This is a genomic window from Ensifer sp. KUDG1, assembly GCF_050434285.1.
Lineage (GTDB): Bacteria > Pseudomonadota > Alphaproteobacteria > Rhizobiales > Rhizobiaceae > Ensifer.
Genome location: NZ_JBNDIG010000001.1, coordinates 801,453 through 820,706, shown reverse-complemented (window position 1 = coordinate 820,706; position 19,254 = coordinate 801,453). Strand labels below are relative to the sequence as shown.

At 62.4% G+C, this 19,254-nt stretch carries 19 protein-coding genes; 6 read left to right on the top strand and 13 right to left on the bottom strand.

What is annotated here, in order from left to right:
• Positions 1-77: 77 nt before the first annotated feature.
• The 3 genes from M2267_RS04010 to moaB are packed head-to-tail and all read left to right on the top strand — an operon-like array spanning position 78 to position 3,379.
• Positions 78-1,913: a tetratricopeptide repeat protein gene (locus tag M2267_RS04010; protein WP_429112642.1), complete on the top strand. Its 1,836-nt coding sequence runs from the start codon at positions 78-80 to the stop codon at positions 1,911-1,913.
• Between the two features lie 7 nt (positions 1,914-1,920).
• On the top strand, positions 1,921-2,835 hold the full coding sequence (locus tag M2267_RS04005) for a 4-(cytidine 5'-diphospho)-2-C-methyl-D-erythritol kinase (protein WP_429112641.1): 915 nt from the start codon (positions 1,921-1,923) through the stop codon (positions 2,833-2,835).
• 1 nt (position 2,836) lies between these two features.
• Positions 2,837-3,379: a molybdenum cofactor biosynthesis protein B gene (gene moaB / locus M2267_RS04000; RefSeq protein ID WP_429112639.1), complete on the top strand. Its 543-nt coding sequence runs from the start codon at positions 2,837-2,839 to the stop codon at positions 3,377-3,379.
• Positions 3,380-3,673: 294 nt separating this feature from the next.
• Here moaB and M2267_RS03995 read toward each other — a convergent pair whose 3' ends face one another.
• A complete protein-coding gene (locus M2267_RS03995; protein ID WP_429112638.1) occupies positions 3,674-4,195 on the bottom strand; it encodes a glycosyl transferase in 522 nt (173 codons plus the stop codon).
• 173 nt (positions 4,196-4,368) lie between these two features.
• Between M2267_RS03995 and M2267_RS03990 the strand changes: the two genes are divergently transcribed.
• The gene (locus M2267_RS03990) at positions 4,369-5,526 is read left to right on the top strand and encodes a PA0069 family radical SAM protein (RefSeq protein ID WP_034801053.1); all 1,158 of its coding nucleotides are present in this window, start codon (positions 4,369-4,371) and stop codon (positions 5,524-5,526) included.
• 217 nt (positions 5,527-5,743) lie between these two features.
• Positions 5,744-6,394: a ribonuclease HII gene (locus M2267_RS03985; RefSeq protein ID WP_429112636.1), complete on the top strand. Its 651-nt coding sequence runs from the start codon at positions 5,744-5,746 to the stop codon at positions 6,392-6,394.
• Between the two features lie 293 nt (positions 6,395-6,687).
• Here the strand turns inward: M2267_RS03985 and M2267_RS03980 are convergent, their stop codons facing one another.
• The 12 genes from M2267_RS03980 to M2267_RS03925 all read right to left on the bottom strand — a co-directional run bounded on the left by M2267_RS03980 (position 6,688) and on the right by M2267_RS03925 (position 18,127).
• Positions 6,688-7,173 carry a F0F1 ATP synthase subunit B gene (locus M2267_RS03980; RefSeq protein ID WP_043620926.1) on the bottom strand — a complete coding sequence of 162 codons (486 nt, stop codon included), beginning with the start codon at positions 7,171-7,173 and terminating at the stop codon, positions 6,688-6,690.
• Between the two features lie 13 nt (positions 7,174-7,186).
• Positions 7,187-7,801, bottom strand: a complete 615-nt coding sequence (locus M2267_RS03975) for a F0F1 ATP synthase subunit B (protein ID WP_043620929.1) — start codon at positions 7,799-7,801, stop codon at positions 7,187-7,189.
• Positions 7,802-7,877: 76 nt separating this feature from the next.
• Positions 7,878-8,105, bottom strand: coding sequence for a F0F1 ATP synthase subunit C (locus tag M2267_RS03970; RefSeq protein WP_025426100.1), 228 nt, complete (start codon positions 8,103-8,105; stop codon positions 7,878-7,880).
• An 82-nt stretch (positions 8,106-8,187) separates the two neighbouring features.
• A complete protein-coding gene (locus tag M2267_RS03965) occupies positions 8,188-8,940 on the bottom strand; it encodes a F0F1 ATP synthase subunit A (RefSeq protein ID WP_043620932.1) in 753 nt (250 codons plus the stop codon).
• A 60-nt stretch (positions 8,941-9,000) separates the two neighbouring features.
• Entirely contained in the window at positions 9,001-9,360 is a 360-nt protein-coding gene (locus M2267_RS03960) for an AtpZ/AtpI family protein (RefSeq protein ID WP_043620934.1), read from the bottom strand.
• A 301-nt stretch (positions 9,361-9,661) separates the two neighbouring features.
• Positions 9,662-10,783 carry a cell wall hydrolase gene (locus tag M2267_RS03955; protein ID WP_429113037.1) on the bottom strand — a complete coding sequence of 374 codons (1,122 nt, stop codon included), beginning with the start codon at positions 10,781-10,783 and terminating at the stop codon, positions 9,662-9,664.
• 340 nt (positions 10,784-11,123) lie between these two features.
• Positions 11,124-13,025, bottom strand: coding sequence for a potassium transporter Kup (locus M2267_RS03950; RefSeq protein ID WP_043620935.1), 1,902 nt, complete (start codon positions 13,023-13,025; stop codon positions 11,124-11,126).
• A gap of 16 nt (positions 13,026-13,041) precedes the next feature.
• Positions 13,042-14,019, bottom strand: a complete 978-nt coding sequence (locus M2267_RS03945; protein ID WP_043620938.1) for a magnesium transporter CorA family protein — start codon at positions 14,017-14,019, stop codon at positions 13,042-13,044.
• Positions 14,020-14,377: 358 nt separating this feature from the next.
• The gene (locus tag M2267_RS03940) at positions 14,378-15,541 is read right to left on the bottom strand and encodes an Mrp/NBP35 family ATP-binding protein (RefSeq protein ID WP_043620940.1); all 1,164 of its coding nucleotides are present in this window, start codon (positions 15,539-15,541) and stop codon (positions 14,378-14,380) included.
• A gap of 380 nt (positions 15,542-15,921) precedes the next feature.
• Positions 15,922-16,440 (bottom strand): flavin reductase family protein, encoded by a 519-nt coding sequence (locus tag M2267_RS03935; RefSeq protein ID WP_052201936.1) that lies wholly within the window; start codon positions 16,438-16,440, stop codon positions 15,922-15,924.
• The gene (locus M2267_RS03930) at positions 16,434-17,483 is read right to left on the bottom strand and encodes an LLM class oxidoreductase (protein WP_429112631.1); all 1,050 of its coding nucleotides are present in this window, start codon (positions 17,481-17,483) and stop codon (positions 16,434-16,436) included. The genes M2267_RS03935 and M2267_RS03930 overlap by 7 nt, the downstream gene beginning before the upstream one ends.
• A gap of 20 nt (positions 17,484-17,503) precedes the next feature.
• Positions 17,504-18,127: a glutathione S-transferase family protein gene (locus M2267_RS03925; RefSeq protein ID WP_429112628.1), complete on the bottom strand. Its 624-nt coding sequence runs from the start codon at positions 18,125-18,127 to the stop codon at positions 17,504-17,506.
• Between the two features lie 214 nt (positions 18,128-18,341).
• On the opposite strand from M2267_RS03925, the gene gcvA reads away from it, so the two are divergent.
• Positions 18,342-19,235, top strand: coding sequence for a transcriptional regulator GcvA (gcvA, locus tag M2267_RS03920; RefSeq protein WP_429112625.1), 894 nt, complete (start codon positions 18,342-18,344; stop codon positions 19,233-19,235).
• Positions 19,236-19,254: the final 19 nt, after the last annotated feature.

Sequence of the window (19,254 nt, the reverse complement as noted above, 5' to 3'; positions counted from 1 at the left end):
CGTTGGGCAATATGTGGCTGACTCCGAAACAACCCTTAGTGGTGCGAAAGCCGAGCAATCGGCGCGAAAGGTTTGACATGCGGCAAAAGACGATTCTCCGCCTCCTCAGCGGCGCAGCACTGCTGGCTCTTGCTGCTGTCAGCGGCGGCCACCAGGCATTTGCCGAGGAGAAGGCTGCAGCCGCCGAGGAAAGCGAACCCTTCGACATCAAATCGGTCAATACCTTTTCCGGCGCGTTTCTCGCTGCCCGCACCGCCGATACGGACCGCGACTTCGCTTCCGCCACCGAGCTCTACAGGATCGCGCTACAGTTCGAGCCGAACAACAACGACGTCAAGCAGCGGCTGATGATCACGCTCTTGATGGCGGGCCAGTTCGACGAAGGCGCGAAGATCGCCGAGCAGCTGAAGTCCGACCCAGCCGTCGAGCGCATCACGACGGTCATTCGGGCGATCGAAGCGATCCGCAAGCGCGAGTATCGCAACGCGCAGAAGCTTCTGAACTACCAGGGCCCGAACGATCTCGACCGGCTGATGAACGGCCTGCTCTCTGCCTGGGCGAAATTCGGCCAGGGCAAGCCGAAGGAAGCGCTCGCCCAGATCAAGGAACTCGATGGTCCCGAATGGTTCCGCGTGTTCAAGAATTACCATGCCGGCGCGATCGCGGTTGCCGCGGGTGACAAGCAGACGGCACGCAGCAGGCTCAACGACGCCATTCTCGACCGCGAGGGCGGAAGTGCCGCTCCCGACACCTTCATGCGTGCAGTGGAAGCGCTCGCCCGTTTCGAGGCACGCGAAGGCAACAAGCAGAAGGCGCTCGACACCGTCGCCGTCGGCGAAAACATGGTCAACAACTACACGCCGCTGCAGGCGCTGAGGACCGAGATCGAGAATGGCGTCCCGCAGGAACAGCAGGTCAAGAACGCCACCCAGGGCACTGCGGCCGTGCTCTTTTCGATCGGTGCCGCACTCAACCGCGACGGCGCCGAAGATATCGTTTCGCTCTACCTGCAGACCGCGCGCCGGCTCGACCCTGACAGCGCCGACATCCTGGTCATGCTCGGCGGCATCGCTGAAAACCTGAAGAAGCCGAACGAGGCGATCGAACTCTACAAGGCCATTCCCGAGACCTCGCCGATGCGGCGCGTTTCGGAACTGCAGCTCGGCCTCAGCCTCGCCAGCATCGGCAAGGTCGACGAGGCGAAGAAGCACCTGAAGGCGCTGATCGACGTCGATCCGAAGAACATCCGCAACTATCTCGCCTATGGCAGCGTGCTTTCCGACGCCAAGGACTACAAGGAGATGGGCGAGCTTTACGATCGCGCCGTCGACCAGATCGGCTCCGTGCCGACGCGCAGCGATTGGACCGTGTTCTTCCAGCGCGGCATCGCATACGAGCGCCAGAAGCTCTGGGACAAGGCCGAGCCGAACTTCCGCAAGGCGCTGGAGCTCAATCCGGACCAGCCGCAGGTGCTGAACTATCTCGGCTATTCCTGGGTCGACATGAACATTAATCTCGAAGAAGGCCTGGAGATGATCCGCAAGGCCGTCGAGCTGAAGCCGGATGACGGCTATATCGTCGATTCCCTCGGCTGGGCCTATTTCCGCATGAACCGCTTCGACGACGCGGTTGTGGAGCTGGAGAAGGCGGCCGAACTGATGGCCGGCGACCCGACGATCAACGATCACCTTGGCGACGCCTACTGGCGCGTCGGCCGCAAGCTCGAGGCCGTGTTCCAGTGGACGCAGACGCTCGAACTGAAGCCCGAGGAAGCCGAGATCCCGAAGATCAAGGCAAAGATCGAGAACGGGCTGCCGCCGCTCAAGGAAACGGTCCCCGCCTCGGCCGACGCCAAGGAAACTGCGCCGAAGAAGGTGACCCCGGAAGCACCGGCGCCGGACAAGAAGTCCTGATCGTTCCATGTCGGACGATGACATCGAGGGCTTCGCGCTGACGCGCGCAGCCCCCGCCAAGATCAATCTGGCCCTTCACGTCGTCGGCCAGCGCGCCGACGGCCACCACCTTCTCGAAAGCCTCGTCACCTTTGCCGACCGCGGCGACCGCATCGGTCTCTCGGCGGCGGATGCGGACCGCTTCACCGTATCGGGCGCGTTTGCCGCCGCGTTGCCGATGGATGCCGGCGCTGATGGCGGCAACCTGGTTCTGAAGGCGCGCGACCTGCTGCGCGCCGAACTGCGGGCGCATGCCCCCGACGCGGCCGGGCCGGTTCACCTGCATCTCGAAAAGAACCTGCCGCTCGCCTCGGGCATCGGCGGTGGGTCGGCGGATGCTGCGGCGACGCTTCTTGGGCTTCTCGAACTCTGGCGCGCGACGATCGAACCTTCCCACCTTGCCGCCATCGCGCTGCGGCTCGGGGCGGACGTGCCGATGTGCCTTGCCGGCGGACCCCTCTTGGCGAAGGGGATCGGCGAGGAGATCACGCCGATCGACGATTTCCCCGCCCTGCCGATCGTGCTGGTCAATCCGCTCGTCGCCGTCTCGACGCCGGTCGTGTTCCGGACGCTCTCCAACAAAACGAACCCGCCGCTCGCTGCGCCTCACGGTGCCGGAACTGTTGCCGAGTGGATTTCCGCCATCGCCACGATGCGCAACGATCTGCAGCCGCCGGCGGAGAGCCTTGAACCCGTGATCGGCGAGGTCTGCCAAGCGCTGACGCAAGCCGGAGCGACACTCACGCGCATGTCCGGTTCAGGCGCCACGTGCTTCGGCCTTTTCGACAGCGAGGCGCGCGCGGCTGCGACAGCGCGCGCTCTTTCAGAGGCCTACCCCGGGTGGTACGTTCTCGCCTGCAAGACAGTGGACAAAGGGAATTAGCATGGCCGGCATCGACGAAAAGCGCCCCTTCATTCCTGTCGGGATCGCCATCCTTACGGTCTCAGACACCCGCACGCGCGCCGACGACAAGTCGGGCGACACGTTGGAAGCGCGGGTGCGTGACACCGGGCACCGCCTTGAGGCGCGCGCCATCGTTCCCGACGACAAGACGAAGATCTACGACCAGGTGAAGGCCTGGACGCTCGATCCCACCATCGACGTGGTGATCACGACAGGTGGAACGGGCTTCACCGGGCGGGACGTGACGCCCGAGGCGCTGGAACCGCTGTTCGAAAAGCGCATGGACGGGTTCTCCGAGGTCTTCCACCGTATCTCCTACGAGAAGATCGGGACGTCGACGATCCAGTCGCGCGCAACCGGCGGCGTTGCCAACGCCACCTTCATCTTCGTCCTTCCGGGTTCGCCCGGCGCCTGCCGCGATGCGTGGGACGGCATCCTCAAGCAGCAGCTCGACTACCGGCACATGCCCTGCAATTTCGTGGAGATCATGCCGCGACTCGACGAGCACCTGAAACGCGGCTGAAGAGCATGGACCGTTCCGGCCCGGCCGACCTGTTACCTTAGTAACTGACGCTCGCTTCGCCTCCCGATAGTTTTCAAGCGTTGACACAGCGAGGAACGACCGCCGCACGTTCCGTTCCTCGCACCGCAAGACCCTTCCGCCTCTGTCCCCCGGGCGGAATGAAATGTTGGATACGACGGGCAGCCAGAATGCTGCCCGGACAGAAATCTTCCAAACAAGGTCATTTGAGAGCCGCTTGGAGGTGCCGTCCCCTAAGGGACTGGCACCTTTAATTTTTTCGCGCGGGAGCCGGCGTTACCGCCTGGCTTCGACAGCGACCCAGGCCGGAACGAGTTCGGTCGAAAGCCTGCGGACAGAGCGGACATTCGTCATCGCATCCAGGCCCATGTTGCCGCGGGCGGCCGCAAGCGCGTCGTTCTTGCGCAGGAGAAATCCCGTCTCCAGCGGCTTTCCACGCCCGGTCAGCCGGCGGAAGAAAGGCTTGCGATGTAGTCTCGATCCGGAGAAACGGGCCGGTGCCTTGTTCATCGACACGTACTCGGCCAACTCATCGATCCAGCGGCCGATCGGGCGCGCGCCCGGCTCCAGCAACATCAGCCACTCGCCGCGCGCCGAGCCCACCACATCGGCGAGATCCCAATCCCGGCAGAAACGGCAGCCGGCGGCATCGGCCACGTCGGACGAACCGTCCCTCGAGCCGTGATCGAGGATGATCACATCGCTGACCAGGCCTTCCACGGCGCCTGCCACCAGCACAGCAAGCGTCTGCGCCAGTTCGGCCTCGTTGTCGCGGGTTTCCATGATGATCGTGAGCATGGTTTCTCGTAACGCATCGGCACGGCAATTGCTACATCCGGGACACGGCCCGCAGCGGCGCCTTGACCGGTAAATTCGAAACTCCAATTTTGTTCTTGAATTGTTCCTCCATTCGCGATAGGAAAATAATCAGAACAAAACGGGATCAAATATCTGATTCCGGGGAGATTCCAATGACCGAGCTGTCTCAGATCAGGCAGGGTGCGCTTGCGCCCGCCAATACGGCAGATGTGGCCGAAGCGATGATGAGCGCAACGGGCCTGCGGATCGATATCGATCGCCGTCGCGGCCGCGGCGCCGGGATCAACATGTCCGGCCGCTTCGAACCGCGCAGCCGCGAGACGTTCGACGACGGCTGGGAAAGCCTGGAGGATCTGCCGCCCTTCAAGACCGAGGTTCAGGTCGAGAAGCCGCGCACGGTGATCACCAGGAACGAGTCGCCCGACATCTCTTTCGACCGCTCGATCAATCCCTATCGCGGCTGCGAGCACGGCTGCATCTATTGTTTCGCCCGCCCCACACACGCCTATATGGGCCTGTCGGCCGGCCTCGACTTCGAGGCGAAGCTGTTTGCCAAACCGGACGCCCCGCGGCTTCTGGAGCGCGAGCTGGCGCGGCAGGACTACAAGGTTAGGCCGATTGCCATCGGCACCAACACCGACCCCTATCAGCCGATCGAGAAGGAGTGGCGCATCATGCGCCAGATCCTCGAGGTGCTGCGGGATGCCAACCATCCAGTCATGATCGTCACCAAGTCGGCGATGGTCACGCGCGACATCGATATCCTGGCACCGATGGCGGAAAAGGGACTGGTGCGCGTCGGCATCTCCGTCACGACGCTCGACCGGAAGCTGGCCCGCACGATGGAGCCGCGTGCCTCGACCCCGAGCAAGCGGCTGGAGGCGATCCGCATGCTCGCCGAAGCGGGCATCCCGGCCGGCGTTCTCGTTTCGCCGATCATTCCGGCGCTGAACGACCACGAGATCGAGCGCGTGCTCGAAGGTGCAAGGACGGCCGGAGCAACAGAAGCAAGCTATGTGCTGCTGCGGTTGCCGCTCGAGGTCAGCCCGCTCTTTCGCGACTGGCTGCTGCGCAATTATCCGGACCGCTACCGGCACGTCATGTCCCTCATCCGCTCCATGCGGGGTGGCAAGGACTATGACGCCGAATTCGGCAAGCGCATGAAGGGCGCCGGCCCCTATGCGTGGCAGATCGGCCGCCGCTTCGACCTGGCAGTCAAGCGTCTCGGCTTCAACCCGACGCGCCGGCAACTGCGGGACGATCTCTTCGTGCCGCCGCTTGGAACGGGGGTGCAGCTCTCGCTTCTTTGAAGGCTTTCCGATGTCTCGGTAACCGTCGCTACCCGTAATGGCGCACGGTGAGAGATGATCGCACCGCCCCGCCAGGCAAGACCGATGGCGGGCGCCTGAGACCATATAGCAGTTCCGGTGCCCCCTTACCCGCCGTGGGCCCCGGTAATCCCCCGTCCGCCGCCGCACTCGGACCTGGGGGCTTGAAGAGAATCGGTCGATCATGCGATCTAGACTTATGTCTCGCAGATCGTCCGATTCTCCCCTTTTTCCCGATATCATCGTAGCGCCCGATTTCAGTTTCGAGCTTTCGGCCAGGGGCGATGGGTTCTGGCCGGTCGCCGGAGCGGATGAGGCCGGTCGTGGACCGCTCGCTGGACCGGTGGTCGCCGCCGCCGTCATTCTCGATCCGGACGCCATTCCCGCAGGACTCGACGACAGCAAGAAGCTGACGGCCCAGGCGCGCGAAAAACTGTTCGAAGAAATCCTCGCCACATCCGAAGTGTCGATCGCCTCGGCGTCGGCCGGCACGATCGATGCCACCGACATCCGCAAGGCGAGCCTCGAAGCGATGCGGCGGGCCGTCGCCGGCCTGCCCTCGAACGCGCGCTTCGTGCTCGTCGACGGCCGCGACGTACCGCCCGGCCTCTCCTGCCACGCCAAGGCGGTGGTCAAGGGCGACGCGCGCTCGCTGTCGATCGCCGCTGCTTCGATCGTCGCCAAGGTTACCCGTGACCGCATGATGGCCCGCGCCGACCTTGCGCATCCCGGCTATGGCTTTGCGCTCCATGCCGGCTATGCGACGGTGACCCACCGTCGCGCCATCGAAAACCACGGCCCCTGCCCGCTGCACCGCATGAGCTTCCGGCCACTGCGCCAGGACGACTAACCGGCGCGCAACCGCGTAGCGAGCGCCACGTAGGCGCTTCCGGTTTCGGTTCCGACATATCTCGCCAACAGCTTTTCTCGCGTCAGAAGCCATCCGGTGGCGCGCATGCTGCCGTGCGCCACGTTTGGCCTTGAACGCTGGCACTACTTCGCTTCGGCAGCTGAAGGCGAGACGCCTGCCGAAATCCCAGCGGAGCTTGGCGCCTCATCCTTCGGGCCAATGCAGCTTCTACAGACAGGCATAAAAAAAGCCCCGCGCGAAGCGGGGCTCTTTCAATCGGAATGTCCGAACGCTTAGTTCAGGCGCGCCTTCACGTCGCCAAGTGCCTTTTTGAACAGATCGTTCTGAGCGCCGGCGTCGGCCTTGGCGGCAACGACCTTCTCGGCAGCGGCAATCGCGAGATCGACAGCAGCGGAACGAACCGCGTTGATCGCATCGCTTTCGGCCTGCTTGATCTTCTGTTCCGAAAGAGCCGTGCGACGAGCGACGTATTCCTCGGTCTTCTGCTTGGCTTCCGCGGTCAGCATTTCGGCTTCGCGCTGGGCGGCAGCGACGATGCCGGCAGCTTCCGCTTCGGCATCCTTACGCTTGCGCTGGTACTCAGCGACGAGGCCCTGAGCTTCTTCGCGCAGGCGCTTGGCTTCGGTCAGCTCGTTGCCGATCTTTTCGGCACGGGCGTCGAGCGCCTTGCCGACCATGCCCGGAACCTTGAGATAGGCAATCAGGACGAAGAACAGGATCAGGCCAACGAAGGCATAGAAAGTTGCATCAAGATGCATAGTTCAGTGCTCCTCAGTTGCCACCCGATGCCTTGACGGCAGCGGTGATCTCGGCCTTGGTGACAGTTCCGCCGATCAGCTGCTTGACGACAGCCGTTGCGGTTTCCTCGGCGATGGCGCCGACGTCGGCCAGTGCCTTTGCCTTGATGTCGGCGATGCGGTCTTCTGCAGCCGAGATCTTCTTGGCAAGGTCGGCTTCGACGGCGGTGCGGTCAGCATTGGCCTTGGCCTTTGCGGATTCGCGGGCGTCGTCGGCGATCTTGTGACCCTTGGACTTGGCGGCTGCCAGGTCCTGCTCGTAGGAAGCGATGGCAGCGTCGGCTTCGCCCTTGAGGCGGGACGCTTCATCGAGATCCTGAGCGATCCGATCGTGACGGGTTTCCAGAATTCCGCCGATCCGCGGAATGATGACCTTCGACATCAGGAGATAGAAGAGGCCGAACGTGATCGCGAGCCAAAGCAGCTGCGATGCGAAATGGGTCGTATCGAAGGGCGGGAACACGCCGGAGCCAGCCTCGCCTTCGTGAGCCACACCCGTTTCGGTGTGCACCTCACCGGCCGCAGCGGCATCGTGTGCTTCGGCGCCTTCAGTGGTGGTTGACTGGGCATAAGCCGCGGTCACAAACATGCTCACCTCCAGGTGCACTCAAGAATATGCGCGGCCGCGACCTTTTGACGGGTCGCGGCCGAAACTCCAGCCGATATTAGACGGCGAAGAGGAGGAGCAGGGCTACGAGCAGCGAGAAGATGCCCAGAGCTTCCGTAACGGCGAAGCCGAATACGAGGCGGCCGAACTGGCCGTCAGCAGCCGACGGGTTACGCAGCGCGCCAGAGAGGTAGCTGCCGAAGATGTTGCCGAGGCCGAGAGCCGTGCCGGCCATGCCGAGGCAAGCGAGACCTGCGCCGATGTACTTTGCTGCTTCCGCTTCCATGTGTGAACTCCTTCGAATGGTGTTGCGGCTTAGGATTGCGCTTCCGACGGGGGACCGGCCGGAAGCAAGCGACTGTTATTCCTTAGTGGCTTCCGGGATGGACAGCGTCGTTGAGGTACATGCAAGTCAGTACCGCGAAGACATAGGCCTGGAGGAAGCAGACGAGGAACTCAAGACCGGTAATGGCGACGGTCATGATGAGCGGCAGGATGGCGCCACCGATGCCGACTGCGCCGAGGGCGCTGAGCGAGGTGACGAAGCCTGCGAAAACCTTCAGCGTGATGTGGCCGGCCAGCATGTTGGCGAAAAGACGGACCGAAAGGCTGATGGGACGGGAAAGGAACGAGATGACTTCGATCGCGACGACGAGCGGCAGAAGTACGCCAGGAACGCCATGCGGCACGAAGAGCTTCAGGAAGCCGAGACCGTGCTTGTAGAAGCCGTAGAGAATGACGGTACCGATAACGAACAGCGCCAGAGCGAAAGTGACGATGATCTGGCTGGTGACCGTGAAGAAGTAGGGCATCATGCCGAGCAGGTTCGCCGTCAGGATGAACATGAACAGCGAGAACACCATCGGGAAGAACTTCATGCCACCGCTGCCGGCGCCTTCGCGCAGCATCGAGGCGATGAATTCGTAGGACATTTCCGAGACCGACTGCATGCGGGTCGGGATAAGACCGCGCTGCGACGTCGTCAGATAAAGAAAGCCTGCGGCAACACCTACGGTCGCAACCATGAACAGCGACGCATTGGTGAAGGAAAAGTCCATTCCGCCAATTTCGATCGGGACAATCTTATTGACCAGGAACTGGTGGGTCGGATCGTTTGACACCGCGCTTCTCTTTCGTTCTACCCGCCCGGAAGCGGAAACCGTTTTCTTCGGGGCAACGCCTCAGCGGGCGTCGCCGTCCTTCTTGTCATTCCCAGAACCGCCTCTTCCGGCTTCCGGTGTCGCCACCATACCGGCCGAGCGCAGCACATTCAGCACGCCAGCGCAGAAGCCGAGAAGCAGGAAGATAATCAATCCCCACGGCCCTGTACCCGCAAAGTGGTCCAAAAGATAGCCCAGAAACGCCCCGACAACGATGCCGGCGATGAACTCGCTCGAGAGCTTCATCGCCGCCGCATAGCCTTTACGGCTTTCGGCGGCTCTGGCTTCCGCTGCATCAGGCGTATTGGGCCTCTTGGACTCAATCTTGTCGCCGAGCTGCTTCAGCCGCGCTTCCAGACTTTCTTCAGGTTTCTCCGCCACGTGGCTACTCCCTTGTCGTCCTTATCGGGTCTCAGACCGCGATTTCGGTCACACAATAGGCCTTCGCACAAGCCACGTTTCGGCCCCATTTGAAGTCGCGCGCAACATAGTTTTAGGCACCCGCATAGTCAAGGCGTGCAGGCCGCTTGATCGTGGACAATGTTTTCCATGAAATTCAATGGGTTAAGCACGCATTCATCGATCTGCAGCAAGGTCGCGGCAGGATTCCGGCCGGAGACCGGCGGGAATCTCCCCTTTAGCGTGCGCTCGGGAAAGACGGCGGAATCGCGTCAGGCGCCGATCAGCTCCAGCCGCCGCCATAGGTGCGGTAGAAGATATGCATGCCGATCTTGCCGACCCGCTTCATCGTCTTTGCCCATGGCGGATTGACATAGGTCGCATGGTAATGGGTGGCCGAGCCCACTTCCGGCAGCCAGATCTTGCCGGCGGTGACGGCCATGGCAACTTCCTTGGCGGTCTTCCAGTGCGAGCGGGAATAGATAAGGTCGCGGATCATGTCGCAGGCGAAGGAAAACTGGCAACGGTTGCGCCAGGCCTTATTCTGGTAAACGACGCCGCAAATGGTCTTCGGATAGGTGGGATTGCGCACGCGATTGAGAATCACCTGCGCGACGGCGGCCTGACCTTTGAGCGGCTCGCTGCGGGCTTCGAAATAGATGCCTTCCGCCAGACAGGTCTGCTCTTCCTTGCTGAAAACCGAGCCCGGCAATGCGGTGGCGGCCCAGGCGTGATCGTCCGGCGCAATCTCGGGAATGAAACGACCGGCGTTCTTGTCTTCGCGCAGGATCGAATCGAAGGGTGATTCACGCGCATAGTCCGGCTCGGGCCGGACGTAAGCAGTCGCAAGAATGTCGGGGCGATCGTTCGTAACGAGCTTGGCCAGCATCGGCGAGACGCCGGGCTCCGCCTTTGGCGGCGTCTTCCGGTAGAAGGCGGTGGCGATCTCGATCTCCTTGCCTTCGATGCGGGACTTGGCGAAGACCATCTTCTCCCCCTCCCCCAGGCTTGGCTCCATCAGAGAGCTGGTGCGCTGCAGGATGGAGCCGGCGGAGAAATCCTTGGGCGGCGTTACCGGGGTCACGGCGACGACGCGGCCCTTTTTGGCCTGACGGTTGACGCGGTCCTCGTCGGGCGTGCCCGAATGTTTGGTTTCCGCGGTCAGCGCGACGCGGCTGCCATCGGGCATGATGATGCCGGCACCGCCGTCGAGCGCGCCCGTGGTGACCGGATCGGCAAACACCATTTCGGCTTCATGGATCGAACCGGCGGGCGACGCGGTCATATACATGCGCCAGCGCTCGCCGCCCCGGTTGATGCCGGACAGGAAGGTCGCAAGGTCGGCATAGGCGGCAGCCGAGGGAAAGCCCAGATAAAGTGCAAGGCCGATGATCGCGGGCGCCATCCAGGCAGACGGGCTCAGGCGAGACTTTAGACGCAGGTTCCGACTCTTACGCACCAACCGACTCCACGCAACGCTATCAGGCGGCACGGCTTCGCCCGCGCCGGCTATGCGCCAGCGTCGAGAATTCCGCGCGGGAAGATTAGACAATCAAGCAGCCGGACACTTCGCCGGGACCGCTCCGTTCGTGCTTTGAAAATGAAGCATTAACCTTGATGTTTGGTTAATGCGCGATCGCTGAAAGGCAGATGCCCCATAAAGCAGCGAAGCCGCCCTCCCGTCGGAAGGCGGCTTCTTCTGTTGCAGATCAGCGCTTCTCGCGCTCGACCAAGGACGGATAACGTCAGATGATCACGTGCGAGCCGAGTTCGACCACGCGGTTGGTCGGCAGCCGGAAGTAATCCGACGGATCGATTGCCGCATTCGCAAGCGCGATGAACAACCGGTCCTGCCAGTGCGGCATGCCGCTCTCCGCATCGGGCACGAGCTTGCGGCGGCCGAGATAGAAGGACGTCGACATGATGTCGAACTTCAGGCCCGACTTGCGGAACAGGCCGAGTGCCTGCGAGACGTTCTGCGTTTCCATGAAGCCGAAGCGCATTTCGAGCAATGTGAAGCGGTCCGACAACGGCTGCATGCTCACCCGTTCCGACTTCGGCACCTTCGGCGTATTGGCCGTGCGGATCGTCAGGATGAAGTTCTGATTGTGCAGCACGTGGTTGTGCTTGATGTTGTGGAGCAGTGCGGCCGGCGTCGATTCCGGATCGCTCGTCAGGAACACGGCGGTTCCGGGCACGGCCACCGGCGCATGTTCGCTCTTGCGCTCGATCGACTTGATGAAGCTTGCCAGCGGAATGTCGATGTGGCGCGTCTTGGCGTGCAGGATCTGTGTTCCGCGCCGCCAGGTCCACATGATGATGATGAAGGTGGCGGCGATCAGCACCGGAACGTAGCCGCCGTCGTGGATCTTCAGCATGTTGGCGCCGAGGAAGATGAACTCCAGCGCAAAGAGCGGCACCAGCACCGCGGCAGCCGCGAGCGCCGACCAGTTCCAGCGCATGCGCAGGAACTCGAAGGAAAGCACGGTCGTCACCACCATCGCGCCGGTGACCGAGATGCCGTAGGCGGTCGCGAGCGATTCGGACGAACCGAAGACGAAGACCAGGGCCATAACGCCGAACATCAGCAGCGTGTTGACGTTGGGCAGGTAGATCTGGCCCGTATGGGTCTCGGACGTATGGAAGATCGCCATGCGCGGCAGGAAGCCGAGGTGGATCGCTTGGCGCGTCAGCGAGAAGGCGCCGGTTATCACCGCCTGGCTGGCGATGATGGTTGCCGCCGTCGCCAGAATGACGACCGGCAGCAGCGCCCATTTCGGGAACATCAGGAAGAACGGATCCGACATCGCTTCCGGGTTCTTCAGGACGAAGGCGCCCTGGCCGAGATAGTTGAGGGTTAGCGCCGGAAAGACGATCAGGAACCAGGCCCACTGGATCGGCCGACGGCCGAAGTGGCCAAGGTCGGCGTAGAGCGCCTCGGCACCCGTCACCGTCAGGAAGACGGCGCCGAGCACAATGATGCCGACATAGCCTTCGCTGAGCATGAAGCTCACGGCGTAATAGGGATTGAAGGCCTTGAAGATCGACAGGTCGTCGGCGATGTGCACGAAGCCGATGCCGCCCATCACCAGGAACCAGACGAGCGTGATCGGACCGAAGAAGTTCGAGACCGCCGCCGTTCCCTTGGATTGCACCGCAAAAAGCATGAGCAGGATGACCACCGCGATCGGCACGACATATTCCGACAGCGCCGGCGTCACCAGCTTCAGGCCTTCGACCGCCGAAAGAACGGAGAGCGCCGGCGTGATCATCGCGTCGCCGATAAAGAGCGCGGCGCCGGCAATGCCCATGAAGAAGAGAATGGACGCGTGGCCGTTGGCGGACTTCATCAACAGGGCCAGCAGCGACAGCGTGCCGCCCTCGCCCTGGTTGTCGGCGCGCAGAAGGAACAGCACGTATTTGATCGTGACGATGATCGTCAGCGTCCAGATCATCAGCGAGATCAGGCCGATGATCTCCGCATCGGTTACACCGTCATGGGAAACCGGGCGCAACGCTTCGCGGAAGGCATAGAGCGGGCTGGTGCCGATGTCGCCATAGACGACACCGATCGAACCAAGCCCGAGGACCAGCAGGCGGCGCAGGTCCTTCGGCTCTTGAGTGGAAGGGGCATGCGATTGGGTCATGCAAACCTACTGGCGTTCAAAGCCAGCCTTTCCAGCGAAAAAAGAAAAAGGGGATCACGGCCGATATCACCATCGCCGCGATCGCCCAGGGATAACCGAATTGCCATTCCAGTTCGGGCATGACGCGGAAGTTCATGCCGTAGACCGAGGCGACCAGCGTCGGCGGCAGGAGCACGACCGACGCGATCGAGAAAATCTTGATGATGGCGTTCTGCTCGACATTGATCAGGCCGAGCGATGCATCGAGCAGGAAGGTAATGTTGCCGGAAATGAAGCCGGCATGTTCGGACAGCGATTGGATATCGCGCGAAATCGAGCGGCAGAGTTCGCGCGTTTCCTTGTCGTCCTGCACCTGCGGGACCGTGTAGACGAATGTCAGCAGGCGCGAGAGCGAGGCAAGGCTGTCGCGGGTCTTGGCGACCAGGCGATGATGCCCGGCGACGTCGCGCAGGCGCGCCTCGAGAAAATGCGGCGGGCGGCGCTTGCCGGCCGCCTTGTCGCCGAAGACGGCGATCGACAGATCGTCGATCTTGGTCACGGCCTCTTCGAGAATTTCGGCAGTTCGGTCGGCGATCGTTTCCAGCAGCCGGGTCAGAACCACCGCGCCGTCGCGGCAGTTTCCGGGGAAACGATGCATCGACGCCTTGAACAGGGCAAAGGACCGGGGCTCGGCGTATCGGATGGTGACGAGCCGGCTACCCGCCAGGATAAAGCCGACGTCGGTCAGGCCGGGTATCTCCGTCTCCGACCGAAACACCAGCGACGCCGTCATGAACACGGCGCTCTCCTCGACATAGAGACGGCTCGAAGGCTCGATGTCCTTGAGGTCGTCGCGCGTCGGGATGGAGATGCCGAGCAGCTTTTCCATCATCAGGTCTTCGGCCTTGCTCGGTTCGAGCAGATCCACCCAGATGACGTCCGGGCGCAAGCTATCGGGCGGCTCGGCGGGCGTCAGGACGACGGCCGTTCCATCGGCGCAATAGCCGGTGATCATGCGAGCATCCTCGTCATGCCAACCTTAGGGTCGAATGGAAGAGGCGAAAGGTCGTGCGCCACAAAATACCCACAATAGAGATCCATCGGATGGAACGTTCCGCCAGTCAGGACAAAGTCTTCAACTCAGTCATCGCGAGAGGCCAAGATCTCGGGCGAGAGGGCGTCAAGTTGGGCACCTTCGCAAGTGCGGCAAGGCATATGGCGCAACGCAAACGCAAAATCAATGCCCTCTTGCAATCCGGCACGCGGGCATGCGCCGCCAGTTCGGCGCCACCCTATCCCATGTTCGCCTAAATCAAAATCGAATCAAGGGCAAAACTACGCGGGGCGAAGAGCCAAAGTTCCCGTGGGGAACTTCACTCGAACACGATGTTCGGCGCGGCGCGGCTCTTGTCCTGCTGCGTGGCCGATACCTGCTCCCAGACCTTGGTCGCGATATCGCGATAGACGCGCGCGACTTCGCCGGCCGGATCGGAGGCAACCAGCGGCGTTCCCGCATCCGACGTTTCGCGAATCCCCATTGTCAGCGGCACTTCGCCGAGGAAGGGCACGCCGATGCGTTCTGCCTCCTTGCGGGCGCCGCCATGACCGAAGATGTCATAGCGATTTCCGGTGTCGGGCGCGATGAAGTAGCTCATGTTCTCGACGATGCCGAGCACCGGGACTTCCACCTTGCGGAACATGGCGAGGCCCTTGCGGGCATCGATCAGCGCCAGGTCCTGCGGCGTCGAGACGATGACCGCGCCGGCCAGCGGCACCTGCTGGGCCATGGTGAGCTGGGCGTCGCCCGTGCCCGGCGGCATGTCGACGACGAGAACATCGAGATCGCCCCAGGCAACTTCGCGCAACATCTGCAGCAGCGCCGACTGGATCATCGGTCCGCGCCAGATCATCGCCACTTCCTCATCGACGAGGAAACCCATGGACATGACCTTGAGGCCGTAATTTTCCATCGGGCGGATGAGCCGGCCCTCGATCTGCTGCGGCCGGCCGGAGATCTTCAGGAGCCGCGGCATCGAGGGGCCGTAGATGTCCGCGTCGAGCAGGCCGACCTTCAGGCCGTTTGCCTTGAGCGCCAGCGCCAGATTGACCGAGGTGGTCGACTTGCCGACACCGCCCTTGCCCGAGGCGACGGCGATGATCGCGCCGACGCCGGGGATGCCCGCCTTGGCAGGCGGTCCGCCAGCCGGACGCGGCGCGTGGGAATGGCCTGCATGGGATGGCGCCTGCGGCTGCGGGCGCTGCACCGGCGCACTGCCGGCGGCAGCCTTGCGATCGGCCGTCAAAGCGACCATTGCCGCGGTGATCCCGGGAATGTCGCGCACCACGCGCTCGGCTGCAGCGCGCATCGGCTCCAGTTCCTTGGCGCGTTCGGCCGGCACGGTGATCGAGAAATAGGCCTTGCCGTCGGAGATGAAGACGTCAGACACAAGCCCGAGGTCGACGATGTTGCCTTCCATGCCCGGGCCACGCACCGTGCGCAGTTTTTCAAGCACCACTTCTTTCGTGACTTCCGGCATCGCGCCCTCTCATTCTTTTGTTATCTCTTAGATAGTCGAGGCTAGGCGCTTCGCCAATGCGACATATCGGAAAAAGCAAGGGCCACCACCCGCCTTGGTGTCCGTACATCCGGGATCACCTTTGAGCGGGCAGTGGCCCTTTTCATCGCGACCTTCGTGGGCGCTGTCTTCTTTTTAGTCCCCTCTGGACATGCCAATAGAAATGCAGGATGCGTGCCAGATTCATATCCGGCGAAAATAATCAGCAATTTCAGAAAGATAAACTCATACTCCGCTTATCGATCGACGATGGCATATGCCCAGTTTCTGAGCAACCGTCTGCAAATCGTCCAATGATGGAGCAGATTGCCGGGATGCTGGCGAACGAAAGACCGTGCCCGCTATCTCGAATCGGGCCCGGCCGTCCCGTGTTCGGCAAGCGACCGGAATTCCCGCCTCCAGTATACCAGCGGTGCGCCAGCTTCGATCTCTGCGTGTTTGACTTCGGCCGTGACGAGCATGTGATCGCCCAGACGCACCCGGTCTCGCACCCGCGCAGCAATCCAGACCAGAGCATCATCGATGCGAGGCAGGTCATTCTCCTCGCACCAATGTGTCAGGCCAAAGCGATCGATACCAGGTGTTGAAAATCGCCGGGCTATGTCGTGCTGCCTGGCTGCGAGCAGATTGAAGCCGATCGGCGAGCCCACGTCGAGGCGACGCAGAAGGATGGACTCCTCCTTCATCGCAAACATCAGCAATGGAGGATCGAGCGAAAGAGCCCCCACCGATCCGACCGTCGCCCCGTAGCGCTCCCCTCCGGTTCCCACCGTTACGATCGTTACTGCGGTAGGAATCTGCGCGAACAGCGATTTCAACGCCGCATCGGGTGAGGCCGCGTCCTTGGCCGGTGTTACCATTTTGCGGCAAGCGGCTTCGGCCCCTCCAGCGACGGAAATTGGGGCAAGACCTCTTCCGCCAGTTCCTGAATAATTTCGGGCGCCGGCCGGCCGGCGAACTGCATTCCCAGTGCGGCGTGATTGACCCCTGCCTCGCGCCACTCGCCGAGAAGATCGATCAATCCCTTTCGACCCGTCTTGAGGACGAAGCCGCCGCGAAGCGGCGTTCTCGGGAAATTCGGATCGTCGGCGAGGTCGATCCATTCATTGGTCATGTGCGGCCTGAACCCGCCATCCGCGATCCGCTCGCGCCAGGCGCGTATGTTCAGAGCGAGCCGCCGCGGACCATCGGCCGTATGCGTGGATTGCGGATAGGTCAACCAACCGTCGGCCTGTTCCGCGACCCATGCGGAGGATTGCCGGCTGGAACCCGTGACGATCAGCGGAATTCGGCCGACCGGCGGTTTGGGCAAGAAATCCGCGCCGGTGACCATGCCGAGGCCCGTATCGATGGCCAAACGTCCGGGGGCAAGGAGTTGCCGGAAATAGGCTACGGCCTGCGCAAACCGAGTACCCCGCTCGTCCATGTCCAGGCCATAGGCCGGGAACTCGACCGGTCTGTCGCCCGATGCGATTCCGAGTACAAGCCGACCGCCTGAAAGATGATCGATCGTGCTTGCCGCCTTTGCCAGATCGATCGGATGCCGAAGCGAAAAGATCGCGCTGCCGGTCGCCAGCGCGATCCTGTTCGTGCGCGCGGCGAGATAGGACAGGTAGGTGAAAGGTTCGAAAAGCTGCCCGGCGTCGCCGAATGCGGGATCGAACAACGGTACGTCACGCACCCAGACTGCCGCAAAGCCGCGCCGATCCGCCTCAGCGACAAGATCAGCCTGCCCCTGCAATACCGCCATGTCGCCTTGATAGAAACGCAGCGGCAGGAAGATGCCGACGGTCAGGTGATCTCGGGCGAACATGCGTCGATAGCCCGGGTGGTCGGCAAACGTCTCGGACGAAGCGCCCGCGAGCGCGCCGGACGTTGCAATACTTGAAGTCGCAATGTTCAAGGGAAACTCCTCTTCTATCATCAGGGGCCGGTCGCCGGCGCAGGAAGCAAGACGCCGCGCGCGACGGCCGGGCGTGCACTCACCTGTTCGTGCCAACGCGTCAGATATCGGTGCTGGGCGAAGGTGAAACCGCTGATAGCCGCGATATGAGTCCAGCCGAACGTGGCAATGTCGGCGACGGAGTAGTCCTCGCCCGCAAGCCAGCGATTGCCGGCCAATTGCCCGTCGAGAACGGCGAAAGCATCGTCGGTCAAGCGCCTGTAGCGGTCGATGGCGGCAGGGATCTTCTCATCGGCGAAGATCTCGAAATGGACACGCTGGCCGAGGATCGGTCCCATGCTCGATGCATGGAACTGCAGCCACTTGATCGCCTCCCAGCGCGCCCTTTGCTCCTTCGGCAGGAGCCGGCCGGTCTTCTCGGCAAGGTAGAGCAGGATGGCCGCCGACTCGAAAAGGATGATGCCCGTCTCGCGATCCACGATCGCGGGGATGCGGCCATGCGGGTTAAGGCTGAGGAATTCGGGCCGCCGATGCTCGCCCTTGTCGATGTTCACATGGTGCAGGCGATAGGGCAGCGCCAGTTCCTCGAGAGCGATCGTCGCCTTGAAGCCGTTCGGGGACGATTCCGTGTAGAGGTCGATCATCTGCCAGCCCTCCTTACCAGCGCCAGCCACGCGCTGGCGTCCGCCTCTCGGCGACTGTCCTTGTGTGTCGAGATCTCCATAGCCAACCGATCCGCTTTGAAATTAAAATTGAGGAAGGCTCAGTTATGACTTCCCCTTCACGTGCAGAATTACCCATTTTCATAGGGGATCGGAAACGATAGGATTTGAGCGAAGAATTTAGGAAAACTACATAATGAACCCTGTTCTCCCGCTCCTTGCTCTGAGGGCCTTTACCGAGACCGGCCGGTATCGCAGCCTCAAAAAGGCCGCCGAAGCCATGGGCGTTACATCCGGAGCAGTGAGCCAGCAGATCAGACAGTTGGAAGAGCGCCTCGGCGTGACGCTATTCACACGCACACGTTATGGCGTTCGCCTGACCGAAGCGGGCGCCAAGGTTCACCCGGCCCTTGTCCTGGCGTTCGACCAGATCGCGTCGAGCCTCGAAACACTGGAGGCCATCAACGCCCGACCGACGTTGACCATCAGCACGGTCCCATCCTTTGCAGCATCCTGGCTCGTGCCCCGTCTCGGGCGGTTCACAAGCCGACATCCACATGTGGAGGTCCGCGTCGAGGCAACGGCGAGCTTGGTTGACCTGCACAAGGACCGGGTCGACGTTGCCATTCGGCACGGCCTCGGGGACTATCCCGGCCTCGTGGCGGAGCATTTGATGGCACCGGTGCTGTTGCCGGTCATATCTCCGGCCCTGCTTGAAAGAGGGCCACGACTACAGGTGCCAGCTGATTGCTTGGGCTACCCACTGCTTCAGGATTCCGACAGAGCCGATTGGCAGTTGTGGTTTCGGGCAATGGGCGTGGCCGACAATCCGCGCGCTGAACGCGGCGTGTCATTCGAGGATGATTTCCTGCTTTTGCGCGCTGCAATCGCCGGACAGGGGCTGGCGCTGGTGCGGGACGTCTATGCGGTCGATGACATTGCAGCCGGCCGCCTGGCGCTCGCACTGGACCTGCCTTGGCCGACTGACTTCGCCTACTATGCCGTCACGATGCCGAACGCCGCGAAACGCGACCTGGTACGGGCCTTCATCGATTGGTTGAAGGACGAGGCGGCAAGAGAGCGGATTTGAAACCGAGGCGCCGTGAAAC